Annotated in this window: 19 protein-coding genes; 12 read left to right on the forward strand and 7 right to left on the reverse strand. The window is 69.4% G+C overall.

Translation table 11 applies throughout. The features are described from left to right. Positions 1 to 59: 59 nt before the first annotated feature. Entirely contained in the window at positions 60 to 1,541 is a 1,482-nt protein-coding gene (locus OG579_RS19275; RefSeq protein WP_328857255.1) for a DUF4185 domain-containing protein, read from the forward strand. 22 nt (positions 1,542 to 1,563) lie between these two features. On the opposite strand, the gene OG579_RS19280 is transcribed toward OG579_RS19275, so the two are convergent. Both OG579_RS19280 and OG579_RS19285 read right to left on the reverse strand, forming a co-directional pair. Next, entirely contained in the window at positions 1,564 to 3,078 is a 1,515-nt protein-coding gene (locus OG579_RS19280; RefSeq protein WP_328857256.1) for an APC family permease, read from the reverse strand. A 97-nt stretch (positions 3,079 to 3,175) separates the two neighbouring features. After that, the gene (locus OG579_RS19285; protein ID WP_328857257.1) at positions 3,176 to 3,814 is read right to left on the reverse strand and encodes an NUDIX hydrolase; all 639 of its coding nucleotides are present in this window, start codon (positions 3,812 to 3,814) and stop codon (positions 3,176 to 3,178) included. 93 nt (positions 3,815 to 3,907) lie between these two features. On the opposite strand from OG579_RS19285, the gene OG579_RS19290 reads away from it, so the two are divergent. From OG579_RS19290 to OG579_RS19300, 3 genes are read left to right on the forward strand one after another with little or no spacing between them, the layout of a single operon-like run. Then, positions 3,908 to 4,843, forward strand: a complete 936-nt coding sequence (locus OG579_RS19290) for an ADP-ribosylglycohydrolase family protein (protein ID WP_328857258.1) — start codon at positions 3,908 to 3,910, stop codon at positions 4,841 to 4,843. Then, complete coding sequence (locus tag OG579_RS19295; protein ID WP_045820868.1) at positions 4,840 to 5,361, forward strand: O-acetyl-ADP-ribose deacetylase; 522 nt, start codon at positions 4,840 to 4,842, stop codon at positions 5,359 to 5,361. The genes OG579_RS19290 and OG579_RS19295 overlap by 4 nt, the downstream gene beginning before the upstream one ends. Positions 5,362 to 5,375: 14 nt before the next feature. Continuing rightward, positions 5,376 to 6,686, forward strand: a complete 1,311-nt coding sequence (locus OG579_RS19300; RefSeq protein WP_328857259.1) for an NAD(P)/FAD-dependent oxidoreductase — start codon at positions 5,376 to 5,378, stop codon at positions 6,684 to 6,686. Here the strand turns inward: OG579_RS19300 and OG579_RS19305 are convergent. Beyond that, positions 6,677 to 9,064 carry an amino acid permease gene (locus tag OG579_RS19305; RefSeq protein ID WP_328859301.1) on the reverse strand — a complete coding sequence of 796 codons (2,388 nt, stop codon included), beginning with the start codon at positions 9,062 to 9,064 and terminating at the stop codon, positions 6,677 to 6,679. The genes OG579_RS19300 and OG579_RS19305 overlap by 10 nt on opposite strands. A gap of 301 nt (positions 9,065 to 9,365) precedes the next feature. Here OG579_RS19305 and lysX point away from each other — a divergent pair, with 301 nt between their 5' ends. The 4 genes from lysX (at position 9,366) to OG579_RS19325 (ending at position 15,692) form a co-directional block, all read left to right on the forward strand. Next, positions 9,366 to 12,785, forward strand: a complete 3,420-nt coding sequence (gene lysX / locus OG579_RS19310; RefSeq protein ID WP_328857260.1) for a bifunctional lysylphosphatidylglycerol synthetase/lysine--tRNA ligase LysX — start codon at positions 9,366 to 9,368, stop codon at positions 12,783 to 12,785. A 71-nt stretch (positions 12,786 to 12,856) separates the two neighbouring features. Continuing rightward, positions 12,857 to 13,543: an alpha/beta hydrolase gene (locus tag OG579_RS19315; protein ID WP_150116310.1), complete on the forward strand. Its 687-nt coding sequence runs from the start codon at positions 12,857 to 12,859 to the stop codon at positions 13,541 to 13,543. Further along, positions 13,540 to 14,847 (forward strand): cyclopropane-fatty-acyl-phospholipid synthase family protein, encoded by a 1,308-nt coding sequence (locus OG579_RS19320; RefSeq protein WP_328857261.1) that lies wholly within the window; start codon positions 13,540 to 13,542, stop codon positions 14,845 to 14,847. The genes OG579_RS19315 and OG579_RS19320 overlap by 4 nt, the downstream gene beginning before the upstream one ends. A 44-nt stretch (positions 14,848 to 14,891) precedes the next feature. Next, positions 14,892 to 15,692, forward strand: coding sequence for a DUF1295 domain-containing protein (locus tag OG579_RS19325; RefSeq protein ID WP_328857262.1), 801 nt, complete (start codon positions 14,892 to 14,894; stop codon positions 15,690 to 15,692). A gap of 163 nt (positions 15,693 to 15,855) precedes the next feature. Here OG579_RS19325 and OG579_RS19330 read toward each other — a convergent pair whose 3' ends face one another. Next, on the reverse strand, positions 15,856 to 16,311 hold the full coding sequence (locus OG579_RS19330; protein WP_328857263.1) for a MarR family winged helix-turn-helix transcriptional regulator: 456 nt from the start codon (positions 16,309 to 16,311) through the stop codon (positions 15,856 to 15,858). A gap of 135 nt (positions 16,312 to 16,446) precedes the next feature. Between OG579_RS19330 and OG579_RS19335 the strand changes: the two genes are divergently transcribed. The 3 genes from OG579_RS19335 (at position 16,447) to OG579_RS19345 (ending at position 21,785) form a co-directional block, all read left to right on the forward strand. Then, positions 16,447 to 17,679 carry an MFS transporter gene (locus OG579_RS19335; protein WP_328857264.1) on the forward strand — a complete coding sequence of 411 codons (1,233 nt, stop codon included), beginning with the start codon at positions 16,447 to 16,449 and terminating at the stop codon, positions 17,677 to 17,679. Between the two features lie 106 nt (positions 17,680 to 17,785). Then, the gene (locus OG579_RS19340) at positions 17,786 to 19,501 is read left to right on the forward strand and encodes a metallophosphoesterase (RefSeq protein WP_328857265.1); all 1,716 of its coding nucleotides are present in this window, start codon (positions 17,786 to 17,788) and stop codon (positions 19,499 to 19,501) included. 70 nt (positions 19,502 to 19,571) lie between these two features. Continuing rightward, on the forward strand, positions 19,572 to 21,785 hold the full coding sequence (locus OG579_RS19345; protein WP_328857266.1) for an FUSC family protein: 2,214 nt from the start codon (positions 19,572 to 19,574) through the stop codon (positions 21,783 to 21,785). 26 nt (positions 21,786 to 21,811) lie between these two features. On the opposite strand, the gene OG579_RS19350 is transcribed toward OG579_RS19345, so the two are convergent. Then, the gene (locus OG579_RS19350; protein WP_328857267.1) at positions 21,812 to 22,714 is read right to left on the reverse strand and encodes an SGNH/GDSL hydrolase family protein; all 903 of its coding nucleotides are present in this window, start codon (positions 22,712 to 22,714) and stop codon (positions 21,812 to 21,814) included. Positions 22,715 to 22,878: 164 nt separating this feature from the next. Continuing rightward, a complete protein-coding gene (locus OG579_RS19355; RefSeq protein ID WP_328857268.1) occupies positions 22,879 to 24,105 on the reverse strand; it encodes a cytochrome P450 in 1,227 nt (408 codons plus the stop codon). A 221-nt stretch (positions 24,106 to 24,326) separates the two neighbouring features. Here OG579_RS19355 and OG579_RS19360 point away from each other — a divergent pair, with 221 nt between their 5' ends. Beyond that, complete coding sequence (locus tag OG579_RS19360; RefSeq protein ID WP_045820877.1) at positions 24,327 to 24,980, forward strand: SDR family oxidoreductase; 654 nt, start codon at positions 24,327 to 24,329, stop codon at positions 24,978 to 24,980. Positions 24,981 to 24,984: 4 nt separating this feature from the next. Here OG579_RS19360 and OG579_RS19365 read toward each other — a convergent pair whose 3' ends face one another. After that, complete coding sequence (locus tag OG579_RS19365) at positions 24,985 to 26,169, reverse strand: thiolase family protein (protein WP_328857269.1); 1,185 nt, start codon at positions 26,167 to 26,169, stop codon at positions 24,985 to 24,987. Between the last annotated feature and the right edge of the window lie 97 nt (positions 26,170 to 26,266).

Here is a 26,266-nt window from a genome sequence, read left to right on the forward strand (position 1 = left end):
TCGCTGCTGTACACATGTTAAATTCACTCGTCTGTCACCTGATGTAGAGGAACCATTCCGTGCTGCGCAGAGTTCTCACGGTCGTCGTCGCCGGTTGTGCACTGGCACCCATCGCCATCGGGGCCCCAGCACTCGCCGCACCGGCGCCCCGTGTGGTGTTGCCGAGTTCGGGGTGTGCCAACGACCTCCCCCAGCCCCCGAGTCCGGGCAGCCCGCTGCCGCAGGTCCCGCCGCGGATCGACTTCAATGTCCCGTACCTGAAGTTGCAGCCCGTGCCTCAGTTCGGGCCGCAGAACTCCCGGAAGCGCATCCCGTCGCAGCCGGCGCCGAAGGATCCCTGCAAGGACCCGTGCCCCGACATCACCGATCCGCCGAAGCCCGCCGCGCAGGTCCCCACCGGTTCGGGGAACATCCCGATCCCGAAGATCACCATCACCCCGCGGCCGTTCCTCACGCTGCCGGTGCCCGTCCCCGGTGGCACGCCGCCGCCCGGACAGGCCCGTCCGCCGCGCCTCATCCCCGGCACCACACCGGGATCGGTGACGCCGAAGCTGCCCAACCCGCGCGCCGGCGGTCTGAACTACGTCGCACAGCTCACCGGCAAGGGCTCGACGAGCCGCACCGACAAGCGTTTCCAGGTCAACGGCACCGACCTCGGCATCATGTGGAAGGCCACCCCGAACAAGGTCGCCGTCGCGTTCGGCGACACCTTCGGTCGTGGGTTCCGCCCGCCGGGTGCCAACGGTGGCGACTGGCGCTCGAACACCCTCGGTTTCAGCGCCGACACCAAGCTCGCCGACGGCATGTCCATCGACACGATGGTGCAGGACAGCCGTTGTCACGCAGCCGAACTCATCGCCAGTCGCAAGGTGAACTACGCCGAGCAGACCACGATCCCGACCTCGGGTTTCGCCATCGGCAACCGGCAGTACATGAGCTACATGTCGATCAACAACTTCACGCTGCCCGGCCAGTGGTTCACCAACTACGGCGGTCTCGCGTGGAGCGACGACGGCGGTTCCACGTGGACGAACTCGCAGTACGCGCGCTGGGACAACATGTTCGGGCTCGCGAACTTCCAGGTGTCGTCGATGGTCCCGCAGGGTGACTACGTCTACATGTTCGGCACCCCCAACGGTCGGCTCGGCAGCACGGGCCTGGCGCGGGTGCCCACCGCCGACGTGCTGAACAAGTCCGCCTACCAGTACTGGATCAACGGCAAGTGGGTCCCCACCAACAACGGCGAGAACGCGTCACCCATCTTCGGTGGCCCCACCGGCGAGCTGTCGGTGCGCTACGAGGAGAAGTCCGGCCTCTGGCAGGCCACCTACCTCGACGTGCTGCGCGGCGCGATCGTGTTGCGGCAGTCGAGGTCCCCGCAGGGACTGTGGTCGGAGCCGACGAACCTCATGTCGAGCGCGAGGTACCCGCAGCTCTACGGCGGGTTCATCCACCCGTTCTCGACCGACAAGGACCTGTACTTCACGGCCACGACGTACACCTCGTACAACGTGGACCTGATGCACATCCGCACCAACTGAGAACGGTTCAGCCCAGAAGAATTCAGCCCAGGGTCTTCTCGCCGGTGACGGTGGGCTCGGCGGTCTGCGCCTTGGCCAGTCGGGCGTTGCGGCGGCCGTAGAACAGGTAGATGGCGAGCCCGAGGGCGAGCCACACGAGGAACCGTGCCCAGGTCGCGACGACGAGGTTGAGCATCAGGTAGATGCACGCCAGCGCCGAGATGATCGGGACCACCGGGCTCAGCGGAACGCGGAAGGGTCGCGTCAGATCCGGCTTGGTGCGGCGCAGGATCGGCACCGCGATCGACACGATCAGGAATGCGAACAGCGTGCCGATGCTGACCATCTCCGACAGGTCGGTCAGCGGCACCAGTCCGGCGAGGATCGCCACGAAGATCGTGGTGCCGATGGTGAAGCGGAACGGGGTGCCGAATCGCGGCGACGATTTCGCGACCGACTGCGGCAGCAGGCCGTCGCGGCCCAAGGCGAATCCGATACGGCTCATGGCGATGATGTCGACCAACGTGACCGAGGTGAGTCCGGCGACCGCGGCGATCGCGATGAGGGTGCCCGCCCAGCTGGCGTCGTTGGCGTCGAACGCTTTCGCGATGGGCGCACTGGAGTCGAGGTCGGTGTACTTCACCATGCCGGTGACGACGAACGCCACGAGAACGTAGAGCGTGGTGCACAGCCCGAGCACGATGAGGATGGCGCGCGGGATGGAGCGCGCGGGGTTCTTCGTCTCCTCGCTGAGGTTGGCGACGGCCTCGAAACCGGTGTAGGCGAAGAAGACCACGGCGGCGGCGGTGAAGACGCCGGAGATGCCGAACGTGGCCGGTTCGAAGCCGCCGATCCACTGCAGCAGCGGCTGATCGAACGTCTTGACCTCGGTGGTCGTCTTCTCCGCGCTCGGGATGAACGGGATCAGGTTGGCCTTCTTGATGAAGAACGCGCCCACGATGATGATGAACACCGAGATCGCGACCTTCACCAGGACCAGGGTGTTGGTGACGCGCGCGGATTCCTTCACCCCGACCGCGGCGATCACGCCGAGCACCAGCACCAGGGCGACGGCGCCGACGTTCACCGTCGACTCCTCGGTGAACAGTGACGGCGGCAGGTCGAACAGGTCGGCGAGGTACCCCGACCAGCTGCGCGCGACCACCGCGGCGCCGAGGGCGAACTCGAGGACGAGGTCCCACCCGATGATCCATGCGAACACCTCACCGAGGGTCGCGTAGGCGTAGGTGTAGGCGCTGCCCGCGGTGGGGACCGCCGAGGCGAGCTCGGCGTAGCAGAGCGCGGCGAGCATGCTCACGACGCCGGCGATGAGGAACGAGATGACCACCGCCGGTCCCGCGTTCTCCTTGGCCTGGATCCCGGTTAGCGTGAAAATGCCGGTGCCGATCACGATTCCGACGCCGAAGCCGACGAGGTCGCGGGTGCGCAGCGACTTGCGCAGGCCGCTGCCCTCGCCGTCGCCCTCACCGGCCGCGGCGTCGCGCGCGATGGCCTCGACCGTCTTGGTCCGCAACACGCTCAGGTCTCTCATGCTCATGATCTGACGCTAGCCCGAGGAGGTTTCGCCCCGACACCGAACCGCCCGTCCGCTTCTCGGCGTGTCCGGTTCGCGTGGTTTCGTCGTCGAGAGTCGCTCAGTCCTGCGGCCGCGGCGTGAAGACCTCGGCGGGGCGCCCGACGTCGGCGGTGGAGAACTCACCGGTGCCCGACAGGAAGGGCAGCATGCGACGCCGGAAGGTGTCCTTGGGCAGTTCCCGGTCGGCGACGGCCTCGTGCAGGCGCCGCAGATCGAGCAGCGTGAACCGTTCGCCGAGAACGTGATCGGGGTCGGGACGATCGGCGTACCGGGCCCGCAGGTCGTCGACGGCGTGGGCGACCATCGCGTCGTGGTCGAAGGCGAGGCGCTGTGTGGGGCGGCCGTCCACGACGGCGACGAGTCGGGTGCCCGGGGGTAATGCGGCCGCGGGGGTGACGGCGCCGTGTGCCATCGACAGCACCCATCCGCGGTCGTCGCGGTCGGGGTCGTCGTGCATCGCGAGTTGGTGGAAGTCGAGGTCGCTCACCCCGACCTTCGTCCGCAGTGCGCGAACCGCGGCGTCGGCGAGGCGTTCGCCGGGATGCAGGAACGTCCCCGGCAGCGCGACCCCGTGGGGGCCCTCCACGGCCACGACGTGCAGACGGTCGTCGACGACGGTGAGGACCGCGACGTCGACGGCCACCGACGGCCGCGGATGATCGGTCAGCGCCCTGCCGAGGTCGTCGCGCCACACCATCGCTGGACTATAGCGCGATCCTGCGCTAACCTTTAGCGCAGAGTTGATCTAAAGCGGACCTGACACCCGGACCGCGTCGACGAGGAGGTCGCCATGCACCTGACCACTGACCAGCGCGACCGTGCGGTCGCGGCACTGATCGGCAGCGCGGCCGGCGACGCCCTGGGCGCCGGTTACGAGTTCACCTATCCGGCCGACGATGTCGTGATCGACATGATCGGCGGCGGCCCGTTCGACTGGGCGCCGGGGGAGTGGACCGACGACACGTCGATGGCGATGTGCGTGGCCGAGGGGCTCGCGCCCGGTGTCGCCGACCTCGACACCATCGCCGCGGCCTTCGTGCGCTGGTACGACACCTCGCCACCCGACATCGGGAACCAGACACGATCGGTGCTGAGCCGTCGCAGTCCGTCGGCGGCGGCCATGACCGCGGCGGCCGCGGCGGTCCCCGGGCGCACCGGGGGCAACGGGTCGTTGATGCGCACCGCCCCGGTCGCGCTGGCCTTCCTCGGCGACCCGGCCGGCTGTGCGCGCGCCGCCGGGGCGATCAGCGACCTCACCCACTCCGACGTGCGGGCCCGCGAGGCGTGCCAGATGTGGTCGGCCGGGATCGCGCACGGCGTGCGCACCGGTGCCCGCGACGGGGTGCGTATCTGGCTCGACGCCGCGCCCGCCGACGTCCGCGACCACTGGCACCCGCTGCTCGACGCCGCCCAGTACGGCACGCCCGCCGACTTCCCGAACAACGGCTGGGTGGTCCATGCGCTGCAGACGGCCTGGTGGGCGATCTGCGGCGCCGACGGCGATGTCGCCGCGACGCTGGAACGCTGCGTGCGCGCCGGCAACGACACGGACACCACCGCGGCCATCGCCGGCGGATTGGTCGGCGCCTGTGCCGGCACCGCGGGGATCCCCGAGGAGTGGACGCGCCTGCTCCACGGGTACCCCGGCCTGACCACCACCGACCTCGTCGCCACCGCCGACCGCATCACCGGCGCCGACACCACGCCCCCGAAGGAGACCCCATGACCGTCATCGACGTCGTCCGAGGCGACATCACCACCCTGCGCAGCGACGTCATCGTCAACGCGGCCAACTCCTCTCTGCTCGGCGGAGGCGGCGTCGACGGCGCGATCCACCGTGCCGGTGGTGCCGCGATCACCGACGAATGCCGCCTGATCCGGGCGACAACGTTGCCCGACGGCCTGGCCACCGGTGCCGCGGTCGCGACCACGGCCGGGGCGCTGCCCGCGCGGTGGGTGATCCACACCGTCGGCCCGCGCCACTCCTCCACCCACGACCGGTCGCACGTGCTGCGCCTGGCCTACGCGCGATGCCTGCTGTTGGCGCGCTCGCTGGGCGCGGAGTCGGTCGCCTTCCCGCTGATCTCCGGCGGTTCCTACGGGTGGCCGGTCGGTGACGCTGTCGCACAGCAGGTTCGCGCGGTACGTGAGGCCGAGGTGTCGGTCGATCTGGTGAGCCTCGTCGCCTACTCGACACAGATCGAACGCCTGACCCGCACCGCCGTCGACCGCGCCGGCCGGTAGTGCAGAATCGAGCCATGGCTGGTGATAGACCGAATGTCCTGATCATCGGCGGAGGTTTCGCCGGCGTGTTCGCCGCTCGGCGCCTCAAGCGGGCGAACGTGTCGGTGACCCTGCTCGACCGTGGCACCTCACACGTGTTCCAGCCGCTGCTCTACCAGTGCGCGACAGGGTTGCTGTCGGAGGGCGACATCGCCAGCCCACTGCGACACCTGCTGCGGCGCTGCCGCAACCTTCGCGTGTTCCTCGGGGAGGCGTCGGACATCGACGTCGCCGCGAAGACGGTGACGGCGCGACGATTCGACGGGTCGACCTTCGACATCGACTACGACTACCTCATCCTCGCCGCCGGGGCGCGGCAGTCGTATCACGGCAACGAACAGTTCGAACAGTTCGCGCCGGGGATGAAGACCGTCGACGACGCGCTCGCGATCCGACGCAAGATCATCTCGTCGTTCGAGATCGCCGAGACCCTCCCGACGCCGGCGCTGCGCAAACCCTGGCTCACCTTCGTGATCAGCGGCGGCGGCCCCACCGGCGTCGAGATCGCCGGGCAGATACGCGAACTCGCCATTCGCGCGCTGTCGAAGGAGTTCGACTCGATGGACCCCGCCGAGGCGCAGGTGATCCTGGTGCACGGGGGCGAGCGGGTGCTGGAGTCGTTCCACCCGAGCTTGTCGGGCAAGGCGCAGAAGACGCTCGACAAGCTCGGCGTCACCACCGTCCTCGGTCGCCATGTCACCGACGTGCAGCGCGACCACGTGATCACCACCGACAAGAAGACCAAGGCGACCGAGCAGATCGACACCCACACCGTGCTGTGGACCGCCGGCGTGGAGGCCGTCCCGTTCGCGGGGGCGGTCGCCGAGGCGACGGGTGTCACGCCCGCACGTGGCGGGACGATCCCGGTCGGACCCGATCTGCGCGTCGCCGGGCACGAGAACATCTTCGTCGTCGGTGACGTGATGAGCCTCGACAAGCTGCCCGGTGTGGCCGAGGTCGCGATGCAGTCGGGACACCATGCCGCCGTGCTGATCTCGCGGGTGGTCGATGGCAAGGCGAAAGCCGACAGCCCCTTCAAGTATCGCGATCTGGGGACCGCCGCCTACATCTCGCGCTACCACGCCCTGCTGGAGTCCGGGCCCCTACGGCTCTCGGGTTTCCTCGGCTGGCTCGGATGGGGAGGCATCCACATCTTCTTCCTCGCCGGCAGCCGCAACCGCGTGTGGACGCTCGCGAGCTGGGCGTCGACCATCATCGGCGGCAGCCGCGGCGAACGCGCCATCACCTACGGCGATCCCGAGACCGCCCGGCGTCCCTACCCCTGATCGGTGCCGTCGGATCGGTCGGTGCCGTCGCCGTCGGTACTCCCGGCGTCGTCCGTGCTCCCGTCACTGCCGCCGACGATCTCGTAGTCCGGGTTGATCATGATGACGCCCTTGCGACCCTGGCGGGCCTTGCCGCTCGCGCGCACCACCTGACCCGGGACGATGTCGGCCCCGCCGGCGGGATGGTCGTCGTCGGGGGCAAACCGCAGTCGGAGCAGCCCACTGTCGTCGGTGATCTCCACGATGTGCACCTCGTCGTCGTCGATGGTGCGGTCGAAGGTGTCGCGGACGCGTCCTTCCACCGTGCCGCGGTGACCGGGCAGCAACCCGCCGATCGCCAGGGTCGACGCGGCCGCCGGTTCATCGTGTTCACGGCGTGCGGACTCGTCGTCGCGCGCGATGCGGGCCTGCAACTGCTCGACCCGACGGGTGAGTCGTTCCTCGACGACATCGGGGAACGCCTTGCGGATCTCGGCCTGGACGTCGAACGGGATGATCGTCGCCGCGGCGTGCGGGATCTCGCTGACCGCGCGGGAGATCTTGTCGGCGCTGCGGTCGTGCAGCAACCGACCCAACAGGGGTGCGTAGGTCCGCCGCGGCAGCAACACGGTCACATGGGATCGCGGTGCCGCCCCTAGCGACTCGACCACCAGCCGCTGCACGCCCCGGGTGAGGCGGCGGTCGGGGCAGTCGATGATCGTCAGCGGTGTCCGTAACCCGTAGTGCTCCCAGCGCTTGCGGAGTTTGCGGGCCTGCTCGGCATCGACCATCAGGTGGACCGCGGTGAGTTCGTCGGCGCGCAGACCGTGCCCGTAGCGCAGCGCCTCGAGGACGGCGAGATCGACCGCGCTGACCAGCACGAACGCGGTGTGCCGGGCGTAGTTCACCTGCTCGGGGCGGTTCGAGCGGAACTCCTCGAGGATCGCCGCCTCGGCCCGGTACTCACGGTTCAGGCGGATCAACCCGAACACCAGCAGCGGGAACACCACGACGACGAGCCAGGCGCCCTCGGTGAACTTGGCGATGGCGAAGATCCCCACGACCACCGTCGACACGACGCCGGCGCCGAGGTTGATGGCGAGGCGACGCCGCCAGCCGCGTTCCTTGTGGGTGAGGTGGTGTTTGGTCATGCCGTAGCCCGCCATCGCGAACCCGGTGAACACGCCGATCGCGTAGAAGGGGATCAGTGCGTTGACCGAGCCGCCGGTCGCGATGAGCAGCACGATGGCCAGCAGCGCGAGCACGATGATGCCGTTGGAGAACACCAGCCGGTGCCCGCGTTTGCCGAGCTGTCGCGGCAGGAACCGATCGGCGGCAACGAAGTTCGCCAGCGCCGGGAATCCGTTGAAACTGGTGTTGGCGCCGGTGAACAGGATGGCCGCCGTCGCGATCTGCAAGAGGACGTACAGCGTGGAGCCCAGCGCGCCACCGCCGAACACCCGTCGCGCGATCTCCGACAGCACCGACGGGTAGCCGTCGACGTAGGGCGTCGCGTGGGTCTCGTAGGCGAGCCAGGCGACACCGGTCAACAGGATGCCGAGCACGCAGGCCATCACCGTGAGCACCTGCCGGGCGTTGGGGCCCTCGGGCTTGCGGAACGACCCGACCGTGTTCGAGATGGCCTCGACACCGGTCAGCGACGAGCCGCCGTTGGCGAATGCGCGCAGCAGGATGAGCAGGGTTGCGCCGGCGATCAGTCCGTTGCCCTGATGGACCTCGACCGTGCCCGGCAGCTCCGACGGCACGTACTTCGCGAGGCCGGTGGTGGCCTCGCGGACCACACCGACCACGATCATCAGCAGCACCATGCCGGTGAAGAAGTAGGTGGGCATGGCGAACGGGCGGCCGGCCTCGCGCAGTCCGCGCAGGTTGGCCCAGCACATCAGCACGACCACGGCGATGGTGATCTCGAGGCTGTAGGGGCCCAGCGGTTTGACGGCCGACACCACCGCGACGGTGCCTGCCGACGCCTGCACCGCGACGGTGACGACGTAGTCGATGAGCAGGGCGGCGGCCGCGATCTGGGCGACCCGCGGTCCGAAGTTCTCGCGCGCCACCACGTACGACCCGCCTGCACGGGTGTAGGCCATCACCACCTGGCGATACGAGGCGGCGACCAGGATCAGGATGCAGAGGATCACCCCGGTGATCGGCAGCAGCAGCGAGAACGCGGCCAGACCGGCGTAGGGGAGGAGCTCGACCAGGATCAGCTCGCTGCCGTACGCGGTCGAGGAGATGGCGTCGGGGGCGAGCACACCGAGCGCGACCGGGTTGGTCAGGCGCTCGTTCTTGAGCTCGTCGGTGATCATCGGCTTGCCGAGCAGCAGCCGTTTCGCGGCGTACCCGACCGACTCGGGGACGTTGCGTGACAGCTCGATGCCTGCGCGCTGCGCCGGGCTTCCGACGACGTGGGGCTCGGTGCGGTCGGACACGGTGACTTCCTCCTGCGACACGGCGCCCGATCGCGATCGGAGCGGACGAGCGTCAGCTTAGGCCACGACCACCTCGAGATGGTGCGCCGATGGCCGAGATCGACACTGCGACAACGACAAATCGGACAGGCTGGGGCGCGTTCTCGGTGGGCCCGGTGCGCGTCGTCCGGAACGGCTTCGGCGGCGCCCCGCGGGCGGATCGTCATGCGCCCTCGGCCTTCTCGCCGCGCTGCTACTCTCGGACTTTATGTCTGCAGCCCCCTCGGTCGAACGTGCAGAGGCCGACCGTCCGAAGCCGTCACCGGCGCCGGGCCCGCGTCCGAAGAAGGCCCGTACGGCGTCGGCGGACCGGCGGGTCGCGGTGGCCGAGCGCATCGCTCAGTGGTCGAGCCGCCTGCTGACCATCGCCGCGGTGGTCTCGCTGATCGCGATCCCGTTCCGCCATTTCCGCTTCGTCGACGCGTTGACCGACCTCGTCGGCGCGTTCAACGTGCCCGCCGACCCCAGCATTTTCGTCATCCTCCTCGTGCTGGCATTGGCCGGCGCGGTGCGTCGACGGTTCAAGGCCGCCCACACCGCGCTCCTGGCCGTGATGGTGCTCGCCGTCATCGACGACGTCCTCGTCCTGCTCAGCACCTTCATCGAGAACATCGACACCTCCAGCGACTACGACGCGTTCGCGACCTCGCCGGTGACCGCCTCGGTCGTGCTCGTGATCGGTCTCGTGGTGCTCGTCGCGTTCATGTACTCGCGCCGCGTCTTCACCGCCGAACTCGCCCACCGCTCGGTACGCGCCGCTCTCGGCGTGCTCGTGGGAGGGCTCGCCCTCTCGTTCATCGTCACCTTCGTGCTGACCGTCGCGTTCCCGCACACCCTGCAGGGGTGGGACGAGAAGGCGCAGTGGGCGCTGCGCTCGACGTTCGGTGACCGTGCCGGCATCGGCGACGCCCTGCTGCAGGGCCATCAGGGCCACCACCCGATCTACGTGCTGGCCGGATGGATGTCGGCGCTCGCCCTGGTGCTCGCGTTGGTCACGCTCTACCGCGCCAACCGCGACAACGAGTTCGTCGACGCCGACGAGGAACTGCGCGTGCGGCAGCTGCTGCTGTGCAACGGCGAGGACGACTCGCTGGGCTACTTCGCGACCCGTCGCGACAAGTCGGTGGTCTTCTCGCCCGACGGCAAGGCCGCGGTCACGTTCCGCGCCGTCGGCAGCGTGAGCGTCGCCAGCGCCGATCCCATCGGTGCCGTCGAGTCGTGGCCGGCGGCGGTACAGGCCTGGCTGCAGAACTGCCGCACCCACAGCCTGCACGCGGCGGTCCTCGCGGCGAGCGAGGCCGGGTCGAAGGTCTACCGCTCGGCGGGACTCAAGTCGTTGTCGATCGGCGACGAGGCGATCATCGACGTCGACGACTTCACCCTGCGCGGCACCTCGATGAAGCCGGTACGTCAGGCGGTCAACCGTGTCACCGCCGCCGGATACACCACCTCGATCCGCCGCCACGGCGAACTGTCGCGCGAGGAACTGGCCGAGGTGGAGCGGTTGGCCGAGGCGTGGCGCGGCGAGGAGACCGAACGCGGCTTCTCGATGGCGCTCAACCGCGTCGGCGACCCGGTCGACGGCCGATGCCTGCTGGTCGCCGCGCACGACGCCGACGGCACCATCCGCGGGTTCCTCTCCTTCGTGCCGTGGGGCCTGCGCGGTGTGTCGTTGGACCTGATGCGCCGCGACCGTGCCGCGGAGAACGGTGTGAACGAGTTCCTCGTCGCGCGGCTCATCGAGGCGGCGGGCGACCTCGGCATCCGACGCGTGTCGCTGAACTTCGCGGTGTTCCGGTCGGTGTTCTCCGGCGCCGAACGGGAGGGCGCGGGCCCGGTCACCCGCATCAGCGACGCGGTGCTCAGCTTCGCCTCGAAGTTCTACCAACTCGAGTCGCTGTACCGGTCGAACCAGAAATACCACCCGCAGTGGGTACCCCGGATGCTCTGCTACCACCCCTCGCTGACGGTGATGCGCGCCGCCGTCGCCGTCGGTGTCGCCGAGGGCTTCCTGCCCCACATGGGACCGAAGTTCCTGGTGGGCACCAAGACCCCTGACGAGCAGCCCGTCCGCGACGACCCCGATTTCGTTCGCGCCGTCGCCGATCTCGAACGCGAACTGTTGGTGGCCCGCGCCCCGGCACCCAAGCTCAACGACCAGCAGCGCACCCGCCTCGACAAACTCCAGACCATCCGCGGGTCGGGCCACGAGGCGTATCCGGTGTCGGTCGACCGCACCCACCGCGTCGCCGAGATCTGTTCGGCGCACACCGGTCTCGCGGCGGGCACGCGTACCGGCGAGACGGTGTCGATCGCCGGTCGGGTCCGCGCGATCCGTGACCTCGGCGGCGTCGAGTTCGCCGTGCTCGAGGACGACCGGGCCCGGATCCAGATCGTCTCCGACGCCGACATCGCCGCGTCCGGTGAGCACGAACGCTTCCGGCGCAGTGTCGACACGGGCGATCTGATCGCGGTGACCGGTGAGGTGATCGCCTCGCGCAGCGGCGAGCTGTCGGTGGCGATGGCGCACTGGACCATGGCGGGCAAGTGCCTCAACCCGATGCCGCAGCTCACCGCGGAGCTCAGCGACGACGTCCGGGTCCGTGACCGTCCGCTCGACCTGCTGACCAACCCGTCGGCGGTCGAGTTGCTGCAGAAGCGATCCCGCGGTGTGCGTGCGTTGCGGGACACCCTGCACGCGCATGCGTTCCTCGAGGTCGAGACGCCGATGCTGCAGACGGTGCACGGCGGTGCCTCGGCGCGCCCGTTCAAGACCCACATCAACGCCTACGACCAGAAGCTGTTCCTGCGCATCGCCCCCGAGCTCTACCTCAAGCGGCTCTGCGTGAGCGGTATGGGCGCCATCTTCGAGCTCAACCGCAACTTCCGCAACGAGGGTGCCGACGCCACCCACAACCCGGAGTTCACCTCGCTGGAGGCGTATCAGGCCTACGGCGACTACAACTCGATGCGCGAACTGACCCGCGAACTCATCCTCGCGATGGCCGTCGCGGTCAACGGCGAGCCGGTCGCGCTGCAGCCCAGTGAGTCCGGCGATGTCGAGAAGGTGCGCCTCGACGGCACCTGGCCGATCATGACGGTGCACGAGGCCGTGTCGCGCGCGTGCGGCACGTCGTTGTCGTCGGCGAGCACCGCCGCCGCGGTGGCCGCGGTGTGCGACGAGCACGGCGTCGAGACCACCGGCGACATGCCCGCCGGGAAGATGGTGATGGAGCTCTACGAGGCGCTCGTGGAGAAGCAGACGCGGTTCCCGACGTTCTACTGCGACTTCCCGATCGAGGTGTCGCCGCTGGCGCGCAAGCACCGGTCGGATCCGCGACTCACCGAGCAGTGGGACCTCGTCGGGTTCGGAGCCGAACTGGGTACGGCCTACTCGGAGCTGACCGATCCGGTCGATCAGCGCGAGCGGCTCACCCGGCAGTCGCTGGCCGCGGCCGGCGGCGACCCGGAGGCGATGGCGCTCGACGAGGACTTCCTGCACGCCCTCGGCTACGCGATGCCCCCGACCGGTGGTCTCGGCCTCGGCGTCGACCGCCTCGTGATGATGCTCTGCGGCGTACCCATCCGCCCGACGCTCACCTTCCCCTTCGTTCGCCCGCAGACCTGACCCGATCCGCGGGTGGCGGGTGCCACTGTCCGGTGACAGATCCGTACCGGCCTCGGTGTCGAATCACCGTCATGAGTTCTGACACCCCGGGGGCGATGCGGCCTGCGCTGCACTGGACACAGACCCCACCCGCGCCGACGGCGGTGGTGCTGGTGCTGCACGGCGGCAAGGTCGCCAGCACCGCCCCGGCCGAGACCAGCCAGTTGTCGGCGGCCCGCCTGCGCCCGTTCGCCCGCGCGGTGGCGAAGAAGATGCCCGACGCCGCGGTGGTGATGCTGCAGTACCGGATGCGCGGCTGGAACGGCGCCGACCGGTCCCCGGTGGCCGACGCGCGGTGGGCTCTCGACGAGATCCGTACCCGCTTCGGCGACACCCGGGTGATCCTGCTCGGGCACTCGATGGGTGGACGGACCGCCGCGGCGGTGGCCGACGACCCGTCGGTCGACTCCATCGTGGCGCTGGCGCCGTGGTGGCCCGACGGCACCGAGACCGATACCCTCTCGACCCGCCAGCACCTGATGGTGCTGCACGGTCGCATGGACCGGTGGACGAGTCCACGCCTGTCGCTGCAGGCGACGGTCCGCGCGGCCGACCGGGGCGTCGACGCCCGGTGGGTGTCGATGGGACCTGCGGGACACTTCATGCTGATGCGATCGTGGGTGTGGACCCGCCGTACGGTGGCCGCCGTCGGCGCGGCGTTCGCCCGGATCGCATCCGCACACGACGACGACAACGCTCGACAGGAGAACCGACGATGACGACCACTTCCACCGTGCGCGGTCGCACCACCTCCGGGGCGGCCGGCACCGTCGCCGACCTGCTCGCGCCGTACGTGGGCGGCGAGCTGCCGGTGCACCTCACGGCGTGGGACGGCAGCACCGCCGGCCCCACCGATGCGCCGAAGGTGATCCTGCGCAGCCCGCAGGCGTTGCGACGCCTGCTGTGGAGCCCGGGCGAACTCGGCGCCGCGCAGGCCTACGTCACCGGCGAGATCGACGTCGACGGCGACCTGAACGAGGCGCTCACCCACGTGTGGCGCGTCATCGGCGAACGCAACCTGTCGCGGATCGCGATCACCCCGACCCGTGTCGCGCAGCTCGTGCGCGCGGTCTCGAAGCTGGGTGTCCTCGGGCGGCCGCTGCCGGCGCCGGCGAGCCAGGCCGTGGTGAAGGGCAAGCTGCACACCCTGGCCCGCGACCGCGCCGCGATCAGCCACCACTACGACCTGTCGAACGACTTCTACTCGATGGTGCTCGACCCGAACATGGCGTATTCGAGCGCCTACTTCACCTCCGACGCACCGGACTACACGCTGGAGCAGGCGCAGCGCGACAAGCTCGACATGGTGTGCCGCAAGATCGGCCTCGACGCACGACCGGGCATGCGGTTCCTCGACGTCGGGTGCGGCTGGGGCTCGCTGAGCCTGTTCGCCGCGGCCGAGTACGGCGCGCAGGTCACCGGCGTCACGATCTCGAAGGAGCAGAAGGCGTTCATCGACGCCCGCATCGCCGAGCGCGGCCTCGGTGACCGGGTGGAGATCCGCATCCAGGACTACCGCGAGATCCCCGACGGCCCGTTCGACGCCGTCGCCTCGATCGAGATGGGCGAGCACGTCGGTCAGGAGAACTACCCCACGTACACGAAGGCGTTGCACGACAACGTCGTCGAGGGCGGTCGGGTGCTCATCCAGCAGATGTCGCGGAAGAAGGGCGACAACCCCGGTGGTGGCCCGTTCATCGAGCAGTTCATCGCCCCCGACATGTTCATGCGGCCGGTCGGTGAGACCGTCGCGATGATCGAGGAGTCCGGACTCGAGGTCCGCGACGTCCACGCGATGCGCGAGCACTACGTCCGCACCGTCGACGTCTGGTACGACACCTTCGAGAAGCGGTGGGACGACGTCGTCGCGATGGTGGGCGAGGAGACCGCGCGCGTCTGGCGGCTCTACCTCGTCGGCGGCGGCATGGCGTTCCGCGACGGTCGGATGGGTGTCGACCAGATCCTGTCGGTGCGGCCCGACGCCCGCGGTCGCTCGTCGATGCCCCCGGTTCGCGAATTCTGACAGTTCGCGATTTCCGGATCGGCGACGTCTGACAGGCTGGTGAGATGACCTTCGACTGGAGCCAATTCGGCATCGTGACCGGCGCGAGCCTGGCCGGTGTGATCATCCTGTTGGCGATCACCGCCGCCATCGGGTTCTCGATCGGTCGGCACAACGTCGTCGACGTGACCTGGGGACTCGGTTTCGTCGTGATCGCGGTGATCACCGCGATCCTCGGCAACGGTGATCTGTGGCGACGCCTGCTCGTGCTGGTGCTGATCGGCCTGTGGGGTCTGCGGCTGGCGACGTCGATGTTCCGACGGTCGCGCGGCAAGGGCGAGGACCCGCGGTACGAGAAGCTCCTCGACGACGCCGGTGGCAACCGCGCACTGACCGCGATCACGAAGATCTACGCGACGCAGGGGCCCGCGCTGTGGTTCGTCTCGCTGCCGCTGCAGGTGTCGTCGGTCGCGCACGGCACGCTCTGGTACCTCGCCGTCATCGGCGTGCTGGTCTGGGTTCTCGGTGTCACGTTCGAGACCGTCGGCGACCTGCAGATGGACCGGTTCAAGGCCGATCCGTCGAACAAGGGCACGGTGATGGACAAGGGTTTGTGGCGCTACACGCGGCACCCCAACTACTTCGGCGACGCCTGCGTGTGGTGGGGGACCTTCCTCGTGTGCATGACGTTCTGGCCCACCGTCGTCACGTTCCTGTCGCCGATCGCCATGACGTACTTCCTGGTGTTCGCGACCGGCGCGCGGCTCCTCGAACAGCACATGGAGCAGCGTCCCGGCTACCGCGAGTACCAGCAGCGCACCAGCTACTTCATCCCCCTGCCACCGAAGAAGGCGTCCACCGGCTGACGGTCGCATCGTCCCTGGTCGTTCGCATCGCGCAGGCGCGACGCGAACGGCAGAACCGGGGCGAATCCTTCGTTCGCGTCCCCCCGCACTCCTCGCACGCCGCCGGCAGCATGCGAAGGGTGACCGCGCGTGCGAGTGGCGCGGGCACGAGCGAGCCGAGAGGCTAGGCGGTGACCGCAGCAGGCAATTCGTGGAGCGCTCGTACCAACGGCGCGAGTTCCGGTGTGCGGCAAGCCGCGTCGAGCGCGGACTCCAAGGTCTCGTCGTGGGTGGGACGCGCGGCGGCCAGCATCTCGCGCCCACTGTCGGTGAGCTCGGTGTAGATCCCGCGACGATCGTCGTCGCACAGGTAGCGCGAGAGCAGCCCACGCTCCTCGAGACGGTTCACCAGACGCGTGGTGGCACTCGAACTCAGAGCCGCGGCACGGGCGAGTTGAGCCATCCGCATGTGCCAACCGTCCTGACGGTTCAGCGCGTCGAGAACCGTGTACTCGACCACCGAGAGATCGTGATTGCGCGAGAGTGCGCGCTCCAACTCGGCTTCGAGTGCACCGTGGAGAGCGGCCAGCGTCCGCCATCCCTGTGCGCGCACCTCGACGGCGTCGTCTGCGATCGACATCCTGGCCTCCTCAATCACGGCCCAATCTATCAGCTTGCGACGACTACAAGCGTGTGCAACTATCTAGCACGCGTCTGCAATAGATGCAGACGCGTTATAAACGCTTGCGACACGAGTTGGATCGGAGTGCAGAACATGCCAGTGGGACTCTTCGCCCTCGCGCTCGGGGGATTCGGCATCGGACTGACAGAGTTCGTCATCATGGGGTTGTTACCCGAGGTCGCGACCGAGTTCGCGGTGTCGGAGTCGACGGCCGGCTACCTCATCTCCGGATATGCGCTCGCGGTCGCGGTCGGCGGCATCGTCGTCACCGCCGCGGTGTCCCGGTTCGATCGCAAGCGTGTCCTGCTCGGGCTGTTGGTGCTGTTCATCGGCGGTAATCTGCTGTCCGCGGTCGCACCCACCTACGAGGCGATGCTCGGTGGTCGGATCATCGCCGCTCTGTGCCACGGGGCGTTCTTCGGCATCGGAGCCGTGGTGGCCGCCGACATGGTGTCGCCGGCGAAACGTGCGGGTGCGATCGCGATGATGTTCGCCGGACTGACCATCGCCAACGTGCTGGGTGTCCCGTTCGGGACGTTCCTCGGTCAGCAATTCGGATGGCGGTCGACGTTCTGGGCGATCACCGCGATCGGTGTGCTGGCGATGATCGGTGTGGCGACGCTGGTCCCCGACGACAGCGTCACCCGGCCCCCCGTCATCGGCGCGGACGGCGTGGCGGTCTCGAGTGCGCCACAGTTGCGCCACGAACTCGCCGCGTTCCGGTCGGTACAGGTGTGGCTGTCCATCGCCATCACCATTCTCGGTTTCGGAGGGATGTTCGGCGCGTTCACCTATATCGCGTACACACTGACCGAGGTGAGCGGGTTCGCCTCGTCGACGGTCCCGTGGCTGCTGGTGCTGTTCGGGCTCGGACTGTTCGTCGGCAACTACGTCGGCGGGAAGGTGGCCGATCGAGCGTTGGCACGCGGCCTGATGGTCGTTCTCGTGGTCCTGACCGTGGTGCTCGTGGTGTTCGCGTCGACCGCCCAGAACAAGGTGGCGACGATCATCTCGCTCATCCTGATGGGCGGCTTCGGCTTCGCCATCACACCGGGGGTGCAGACGCGGATCATGAGCTACGCGTCGTCGGCGCCGACGATGGCGTCGGGCGCGAACATCGCCGGCTTCAATGTCGGTAATGCGTTGGGTGCCTACATCGGTGGGCTCACCATCGCCGCCGGGCTCGGGTTCACGGCACCGATCTGGGCGGGGGCGGTGATGACCGCGTGCGGGCTCGGTGTGTTGATCGCCGCGACGGGGCTCGACATCAGGACCCGGGCGATCGACGCCGGCGCCGGAAAACCGGTGGTGTCGTCGATGTCATGAACGGGCACTGTGGGCGTTTCGTCGCGTTACGACGTTCACCGCTCGTTCATCTGTGGGCCCCCCTACGAACACCCCGTCGCACGGTGGATCACGCGATCATTGATGCATGCCCGTGAATCCTTTTGGCGAGACCGTGGACACCGGAATCCCACGCTCGGTCGCCGCGAACATGACCACTGCCGAGCAGTTCGAGTGGCATCAGAACAACCTGAAGCGACACTCGGTCTCGCGTCGCAACTTCCTCGCGGGCAGCGCCGCCGCGGCGGCGGCCGCGGGAGTCGGGAACCTCGCGTTCTCGGGTATCGCCTACGCCGCCGACGCGCCGCTCGTCGTCGGTGGTCGCCACGTGTCCTTCGGCTCCGACGCCGCGAGCCAGCTCCGGTTCTCCGCGCAGCTGTCGCGTAACCCGGGCGCCACCAAGGTGTTCCTCGATCACGGACCCACCCCGGCGCTGGGGGCGACGACGGTCGCCGAGGTCCGCAACCTCGTGAGCCAGGTACCGATCAGCAGCGGCGGCATCCTCGGTGCTGAGCAGTTCTACGTGCACGCCCCGGTCGACGGTCTGCCGTCGCGGGTCCCGCACTTCTACCGCTGGCGCACCGCCGACGGACGCACCACCGACGTCCGCAGCGCGGCGCCGGCCCTCGGTCGCGGCCGCAGCGCACCGTTCCGGTTCACCATGATGGGCGACCAGGGTGTGGACGAGACCCCCACGCAGCCGCCGGGTCTCAAGGCCGGCGACTACGACGACCTGTACTACAAGGCCGACAACCAGCCGAACGTGAAGCACGCGGCCAACATCGTCAACCAGATCGCCGCCCGCAACGGCGCGTTCCACATCCTCGCCGGCGACATCGCCTACGCCGACCCGTCGGGCGCGGGCAAGCCGCCGAACTTCGTGCCCAGCGGCAGCGCACCCACCGGCTTCGACAAGTTCAACCCGTACGTGTGGGACGGCTACTTCGCGGCGATCGAGAAGACCGCCTCGCGCACCCCGTGGATGTTCGCGACCGGCAACCACGACATGGAGGCCCTCTACGGCCCGCAGGGGTACGGCGGTCACGCCGCGCGCCTCGACCAGCCGACGAACGGGCCGGCCGGTTGCCCCTCGGTGTACTCGGTGGTCTACGGCAACGTCGCGGTGCTCTCCCTCGACGCCAACGACGTCTCGTACGAGATCACCGCCAACACCGGCTACAGCGGCGGGCGGCAGACCGGCTGGGTCGCGAGCACGCTGGCAAAGTTCCGCGCCGACCCGAACATCGACTTCATCGTCGCGTTCTTCCACCACTGCGCGTACTCGACCACCGATTCCCACGCCAGCGACGGCGGCGTGCGGGCGGCGTGGAGCAAGCTGTTCGACCAGTACCAGGTCGACGCCGTGTTCCAGGCGCACAACCACATCTTCGAGCGCACCGACCCGATCCGGAACAACCAGGCGCGCAAGCCCGCTCCCGACGGCTCGACGGTCTCGGCGAAGACCGACGGCACCGTCTACTACACAGTCGGCGGCGGCGGACGCCCGCGCTACGGCTTCCAGCCCGGCGAGTCGGAGAGCTACCGCGGCAACGTGGTGAAGGACAACACCGTCCCCAACAGCTACGTGTGGACCGCCGACGGCAAGAAGCACGCCGAGAGCGTCGAGTGGTCGCGGGTGCGTTTCCGCAACTACTCGTTCATCAGCATCGACGTGGTCCCCGGCATCCCGGGTATCACCAAGAGCCGCATGGACATCTCGGCCATCGACGAATACGGCCGCGAGTTCGACCGGCTCACCTTCACCCGCGCCATCTCGATCGGTGGGGTCCCGTTCGGTTCCTGACACGCGCCGGTCACATGGCTGCCGTCACCGCATCCCCAATGCCCGCGGGGAGCCGTAGTCTGTAGCCATCATGACCAACTCGGTGCGCCCGGCGATCGATCGCGCACTGCGGTTCCTGGTGGTGTCCGATCCGGGGCAATTGCGGTTGCGCAGCGCCAGTCAGACCACGCTGACCCTGGTGCTCGCGCTCAGCGTGCTCGTCGCGATGACGCGCCTTCTCGGCGAGGCCATCACCGTCGCGATGCTCGGTTCGGTGGTCGCGATGTTCTCCTCGTTCGTGGTGAAGGACCGCACCGCCCGCGGCCGCCTGCTCACCACGGCGCTCATCGCCCTGCCCGCGGCCACCGCGGTGACCGTCTCGACGTTCCTCGCCCAGCACGGTGTCCTCGCCGACGTCGGTTTCGTGGCGGTGCTGTTCGGCGCGGTGTGGGTGCGACGCTTCGGGCCGCGCGGGTTCGCGCTCGGCATGGGGTCGTTCATCGCCTACTTCTTCGCCCTGTTCCTGCGCGCCACACCAGGCCAGATCCCCGAGCTCATCGGGTCGGTGCTCGTGGGTGTCGCGTGCGCGCTCACCGTCCGCTTCGCGTTCCAACACGAGTGGGCCGGTGCCGAACTGACCCGCCTGACCCGTGCGCTGCGCGCGTCGTCGCTGGCGGTGGTCGATCTCATCGCCCCCACGAACGTCCCCGGTGCCACCCCGGTCGGGAGGCACGCGGAGCCCGCGTCGAGTGACGCCGTGCGGCACGCCCTCGAGCGCCTGGCGAACACCGCGCTCATGATCGAGGACTGGCTCGACCGCAACGTCGCCGCGGCGCACGTGTCGGTGACCGGGAAAGACCTCTCCCGCCGCATCTTCGACGCCCAACAGGCCACCGAACAGCTGGCGTTCGCGATGCGTCCACGCGCGGGGACGGCGCGGTCGGTGCTCGCCGAACGGCCCGCGGTGGCGCAGGTGCTGCTCGCGGTGCGATCGGTGCTGCGCAACCACCCCACCTCCGACGACCTCACGGTCGCGCGCCGCATCGTCACCCGCGCCGAGGCCGCTGCGACCGACAGCGATCAGCACTCGATCGTGATCCGTGCCGCGGCCCGAACAGTGCGCGCGCACATCGCCGTTCACCGGGTGACCGCCCACGCACTGGCCACGGCCGAGGCGCACGAACCCGTCACGGTGCTGCCCACCCGCACCGGCACCGCACCGGCCCCCGCGACCGACGACACCGCCACCGACGACAGCCCCGTGCCACCTCGACACCGCGGCCTGCGGGCACAGTTCGACCGACTCGAACCGAGCACACGCACCGCGATCCAGGTGGCGATCGCGACCTCGGTCGCGACGGTCCTCGGCGAGCTGGTGTCGCCGAACCGGTGGTACTGGGCGGTGCTGTCGGCGTTCGTGGTGTTCACCGGCACCACCACGCGAGGCGAGATCCTCACCCGCGCAGGCCATCGCATCGTCGGCACGGTGGGCGGCGTGTTCGCCGGTGTGCTCCTCGCCGCGGTCGTCGGCAACCGCGCGCCGGTGCAGCTGGCACTGATCGTGGTGTGCGTGTTCTGCGCGTTCTATCTGGTGACCGTGGCCAACGGGCTGCTCGTCTTCTTCATCACCGTGCTGTTGGCGATGCTCTACGGGTTGCTCGGCACCTTCTCGATCGCCGTGCTCGAACTGCGTATCGCCGAGACCTGCGTGGGGGCGACGGTCGGCATCACCGCTGCCTACTTCATCCTGCCCACCCGGACGCGGGAGACGGTGCGCGACAAGGTCGACGCCTACCTCGACGCTCTCGGCGACGTCATCGACGACTCCATCACCTCGGTCGTGGAGCCCGGCAGCGGCGTGGATCTCGTCCCGGTGGCACGTCGCCTCGACACCGCGCTCCAGGAATTGCAGACCGCCGCACGGCCTCTCGGGATGGGGCCGGCCAGCAGGGCGCGCCGCGGGACCGCGCGGCTGGTGCGGGTGCTCGAGGCCTGCGATCGCGCCGCACATGCGCTGGTGCGTGCCGGCATGCTCGCGGCGTCGGCCGATCCGGCGAGTGGACCCACCGGCGACCTCGCGCGTGCGGTGGTCGACGGCGCCGACGGGGTGCGGGCGTCGGTGATGTCACTGAGGTCGGTGGTACGCGGCGAGCAGGGCGAGTACGACGACAGCCTCGCCGACGCCAGTCCCGTCGCCCAGGTGCTCTCGCGTGACGCCCAGGAGCTCTCGACGGCGACCATCGTGGCCGTGCGCGCGCTCGACCGGCTCGATCACTCGGCCGCGCTCACCCGCGTCCCGGTGTGACGCGCCCCGTGTGATGCGGCGCCGGGTCAGGACCGGCGGATGGCCGCCAGTACGAGACGCGCGATGGCGGCGTTGCCCTCCTGCGTGGGGTGATCGGACAGGCCGTCGCCGCGCGGGATCTTGCCGTTGAACCACCGCACGCCGTCCGGGGTGCACGCGTCGTGCCCGACCGCGGGGCCGGCGACGTCGACGAACACCGCGCCGTGGCGACGCGCCGCAGCCGAGAGCACACCGTTGAAGCGGGTGAAGAAGTCCCGCACGAACACCGCGTCGGCCGAGCTGAACGGCGCGTCGGGGTAGCAACCGCGCAGGCCGTAGTAGCCGCCGTGGCCGACGACGAGGACCCGCGCCCGCGGCGACTTCGCGTCGACGACGTCCAGCACACGATCCATCGACCCGCTCAGCGCGGTGAGCTTCTCGGTGATGTTCGCCGCGACGGTCGCGTTGGTGCGGCACCGCGCGTCCTTGCCCGGGACGAACGAGAAGCACGGCCCGATCAGCGAGCCCCAGTTGATGTCGTTGCCGCCGATGGACAGGGTGACCAGCGTGGTGTCGGGCCGCAGGGCCGCCGACTGGACCGGCACGGAGCGCACGATCGGCAGCGGGGTCGTCTGGCGACGGTCGGTGATCTCGGCGGTCACCGCGCCGCGACACGCGACGGTGGTGAACGACGCCGGACGCAGTGCACGGGCGACGCGTTCGGGGTAGCCGCCGCCACCGCGGCCGCAGCCCTGGGGATCGAAGGACTCGATGATCCCGGCACCGATCGCGCGCGAGTCGCCCAGCGCCACGTAGCGGACCGGTGTGGCCGCCGAGGCGGGCGCCACGACGCCGACGCCGAGCAGCGCGGCGATCGCCACGACGATGATGACGGCTGCCCGTACCGGCGAACCCGACCGGATCGAACCGAGTGTTGAGCTCCTGCGCATGACGCCCCCCGCCGTGTCGTCGAGGGCGTCGTCGCCACCCGAACCGAAGCAATGATGACCCATCGACGGCGAGTGATCACGCGCGGGCCGTGCGCGTCGGCGACGGGGTCGATCGGTGCATCTGCACGGACGAGCGACGGCGTCGGTGTGGGCCGGAGAGGGCGTCAGAAGGAGACGGTCAACCCGCGGGGACCGCGCACCACCATCTGCGATTTCCAGTCGACGGCCTCGACGGTGAGATCGGGGAAGGCGCCGGTCAGCGCGCGCAATGCCTCCTGCAGTTCGACGCGGGCCAGTGCGGCGCCGAGACAGTGGTGGGCCCCGTGGCCGAAGCCGATGTGTCCGGCGTTGCCGCGACCCGCGCGGGGACGTGTCGGGTCGTATCGCTCGGGATCGTCGAAGGCCTCCGGATCGCGGTTGGCCGAGGCGATGGACACCAGGACCGGCTCACCCGCGCGGATCCGCACACCGGAGAGCTCCACGTCGTCGAGGGCGTAGCGGGCCTGGCCCGCGCCGATCCCCAGCGGTACCAGGCGCATGAGCTCCTCGACCGCACCCGCGACGAGCTCGGGATGGTCGTGGAGTTCGTGCCACCGGCCCTCGTGGGCGAGCAGGAACAGGATGAAGTTCGGGATCTGCGAGGCGGTGGTCTCGTGTCCGGCGACGAGGATGCCGTTGCACAGGTCGATCAGCTCGAGCTCGCTGAGCCGGTCGGTGCCGGTGCCGGCGTCACCGTCGCGCGCGTCGATCAGGGCGCAGATGAGGTCGTCGGCGGGCTCGGCGCGTTTCGCCGCGAGCAGCCCGCGCATGTAGTCGCGGAACTCCTCACGGCTGGCGTAGAACTCCGCCGCCGACAGCGACGTCGTCGACAGGGCGGCATCGCTCCACCGGCGGAACAGCGGCTGATCGCGCTGGGGCACGCCGAGCAGTTCGCAGATCACCCGCACGGGCAGCGGCAGGGCGAACCGGTCGACCAGATCGACCGGGCCCTCCTGGGCGCGCATGTCCGCGACGAGGTCGGCGCAGATGGCGGCGGCGGCCGGACGCAGGTTCTCGATGCGTCGCGGGGTGAAGGCGCGGGCCACGAGGGTGCGCAGGCGGGTGTGATCGGGCGGGTCCATCGACAGGATCCCCGAGTTCTGGCGGCCCTCGCGCATGCGCGGCTCGTCGTGGTCGGCGGCGACCGCGCGGCTGAATCGGGGGTCGGCGAGGACGGTGCGCACATCGTCGTAGCGGGTGGCGAGCCAGCCGATCTCACCGAACGGGAGTCGCACACGCGCCAGCCCGCTGCTCGCCCGGATCTCGCCGTACTCGCGTGCGAGCTCGAGATCGTCGGGTCGGTTGAACGGATAGTCGACGGCGTCGGTGTTTCGGTCCAGCGACAGTGTCACGGTGAGCTCCCCGGTTTCGGTCTACACGTATGTGTTTAGCAACACAAAACAAAGTAGCGCAGAGTCCGGCGCGACGCCAGCGATTGCTAGCGTGGGTGGTCCGGTGATGCAGGCCGCCGGGGGAGGCGCCGACGCGCGGCGAGCATCGCCGGATCGCGGCGCCCCACAGCACGCGTCGCGAGACGAACACACACCGCCCGAGGGCGGGAACGGGAGCAGACATGTCACGGATCGCCATCGTCGGAGGCCACGGCAAGATCGCACTCATCCTGGCGCGACTGCTCGTGGACGACGGCCACCAGGTGAGCTCGCTCATCCGCAAGCCCGAGCAGTCCGACGACATCACCGGCGCCGGCGCCGCGCCGGTCATCATCGACATCGAGAACGCCTCCACGGAGGAGATCATCGAGTCCTTCGAGGGACACGACGCGATCGTGTTCGCCGCCGGCGCCGGTGGCGGCAACCCCGACCGCACCTACGCGGTGGACCGCGACGCCGCCATCCGATGCGTCGACGCTGCCTCGGCCACCTCGATCAAGCGCTTCGCACTCGTCTCGTACTTCGGGGCATCGGTCGATCACGGTGTCTCGCCCGACGATTCGTTCTACGCCTACGCCGAGGCGAAGGGCGACGCCGATCAGTACCTGCGGGCCAGCGACCTCGACTGGACCATCGTCGCGCCGAGCTCGCTGGCCGACGGCGACGCCACCGGCACCATCCGCACCAAGGAGGACGGCGCCGAGTCGGGCACCGAGGTCGCCCGCGCCGACGTCGCCGAGGTGATCGCCGCCGTCCTACGTACGCCGTCGACCGTCGGTCGCATGATCGAGTTCACCGGCGGCGACACCCCCATCGAGAAGGCGCTGGGCGCCTAGCTCGTCACAGCCTCTCGATGATCGTGGCGTTGGCCTGGCCGCCCGCCTCGCACATGGTCTGCAGGCCGTAGCGGCCGCCGGTCTGGTGCAGGGCGTTGACCATCGTGGTCATCAGCCGGGCGCCGCTGGCGCCCAACGGATGTCCGAGCGCGATCGCGCCACCGTTGACGTTCGTCTTCGCCAGGTCGGCGCCGGTGTCGTGGGCCCAGGCGAGCACCACCGGACTGAAGGCCTCGTTGACCTCGAACAGGTCGATGTCGCCGATGGCGAGGCCGGCCTTCTCGAGCACCTTGTGTGTGGCCGGGATGATGCCGGTGAGCATGAGGATGGGGTCCGAGCCGACGACCGTCGTCGTGTGGACGCGCGCCAGCGGCGTGAGGTTCAGCTGCTGCGCCTTCTCGGCGGACATGATGAGCAGCGCCGCGCTGCCGTCGGAGAGCGGGCTCGAGTTGGCGGCGGTGATGCGCCAGTCGATGTCGGGGAAGCGGCGCCCCATGGCCTCGTCGTAGAAGGCGGGAAGCAGCTGCGCCAGACCGTCGATCGACCCGCCGGGGCGGATCATCTCGTCGTGGTCGAGTCCCGCGATCGGCGCGAGTTCGGCGTCGAATCGTCCGGCCTTGGTCGCGGCGGCGGCCTTCTCGTGCGACGACAGGGCGAACTCGTCGAGCTGGGTCCGGCTGAGATCCCATCGCGCGGCGATGAGTTCGGCGCTGTGGCCCTGCGGGATGAAGCCGTCGGGGTAGCGCTGCGCCAAGGCCTCGCCGAACGGGTCGGCGCCGGGTCGGATGTCGGACATCATCGTCACCCGACCCATCGACTCGACGCCCGCGGCGATCACGACGTCGTAGGCGCCGGACATCACGCCTTGGGCGGCGAACGACACCGCCTGCTGGCTCGAACCGCACTGCCGGTTGATCGTGGTCGCGGGGACCGACTCGGGGAATCCGGCCGCGAGGACGGCGTTGCGGGCGATGTTCTGGCCCTGCTCGTCGGCCTGGGTGACGGTGCCGGTGATGACGTCGTCGACCAGCGCCGGGTCGATGCCGGTGCGTTCGACGAGTGCGCGCAGGCTGTGGGCGAGGAGGTCGACCGGGTGGACGCCGTGCAGTGCGCCCGTGGCCTTTCCCTTGCCGATCGGGGTGCGAACGGCCCCGACGATGACGGCGTCGGTGCGTGCGGTTGCGGCCATGATGCGTTCCTCCACTCGATGTGTCGCCGGCCAGGAGGTCTGACTAGCTCTATAACTAGTCAACTGTCTACCACCTGACTTGCTTCCCGATAAGTCA

This window comes from Williamsia herbipolensis, from assembly GCF_036153515.1.
In the GTDB taxonomy this organism is placed as follows: domain Bacteria; phylum Actinomycetota; class Actinomycetes; order Mycobacteriales; family Mycobacteriaceae; genus Williamsia_A; species Williamsia_A herbipolensis.

Excerpts from the sequence above, each read along its gene's own strand:
- OG579_RS19360 (WP_045820877.1), top strand. The coding sequence starts at position 24,327 with ATGTCACGGATCGCCATCGTCGGAGGCCACGGCAAGATCGCACTCATC.
- OG579_RS19365 (WP_328857269.1), bottom strand. The coding sequence starts at position 26,169 with ATGGCCGCAACCGCACGCACCGACGCCGTCATCGTCGGGGCCGTTCGC.
- OG579_RS19320 (WP_328857261.1), top strand. The coding sequence starts at position 13,540 with ATGACGACCACTTCCACCGTGCGCGGTCGCACCACCTCCGGGGCGGCC.
- OG579_RS19285 (WP_328857257.1), bottom strand. The coding sequence starts at position 3,814 with ATGGTGTGGCGCGACGACCTCGGCAGGGCGCTGACCGATCATCCGCGG.
- OG579_RS19325 (WP_328857262.1), top strand. The coding sequence starts at position 14,892 with ATGACCTTCGACTGGAGCCAATTCGGCATCGTGACCGGCGCGAGCCTG.
- OG579_RS19290 (WP_328857258.1), top strand. The coding sequence starts at position 3,908 with ATGCACCTGACCACTGACCAGCGCGACCGTGCGGTCGCGGCACTGATC.
- OG579_RS19315 (WP_150116310.1), top strand. The coding sequence starts at position 12,857 with ATGAGTTCTGACACCCCGGGGGCGATGCGGCCTGCGCTGCACTGGACA.
- OG579_RS19335 (WP_328857264.1), top strand. The coding sequence starts at position 16,447 with ATGCCAGTGGGACTCTTCGCCCTCGCGCTCGGGGGATTCGGCATCGGA.
- OG579_RS19345 (WP_328857266.1), top strand. The coding sequence starts at position 19,572 with ATGACCAACTCGGTGCGCCCGGCGATCGATCGCGCACTGCGGTTCCTG.
- OG579_RS19350 (WP_328857267.1), bottom strand. The coding sequence starts at position 22,714 with ATGCGCAGGAGCTCAACACTCGGTTCGATCCGGTCGGGTTCGCCGGTA.
- OG579_RS19295 (WP_045820868.1), top strand. The coding sequence starts at position 4,840 with ATGACCGTCATCGACGTCGTCCGAGGCGACATCACCACCCTGCGCAGC.
- OG579_RS19300 (WP_328857259.1), top strand. The coding sequence starts at position 5,376 with ATGGCTGGTGATAGACCGAATGTCCTGATCATCGGCGGAGGTTTCGCC.
- OG579_RS19280 (WP_328857256.1), bottom strand. The coding sequence starts at position 3,078 with ATGAGCATGAGAGACCTGAGCGTGTTGCGGACCAAGACGGTCGAGGCC.
- OG579_RS19340 (WP_328857265.1), top strand. The coding sequence starts at position 17,786 with ATGCCCGTGAATCCTTTTGGCGAGACCGTGGACACCGGAATCCCACGC.
- lysX (WP_328857260.1), top strand. The coding sequence starts at position 9,366 with ATGTCTGCAGCCCCCTCGGTCGAACGTGCAGAGGCCGACCGTCCGAAG.
- OG579_RS19330 (WP_328857263.1), bottom strand. The coding sequence starts at position 16,311 with ATGTCGATCGCAGACGACGCCGTCGAGGTGCGCGCACAGGGATGGCGG.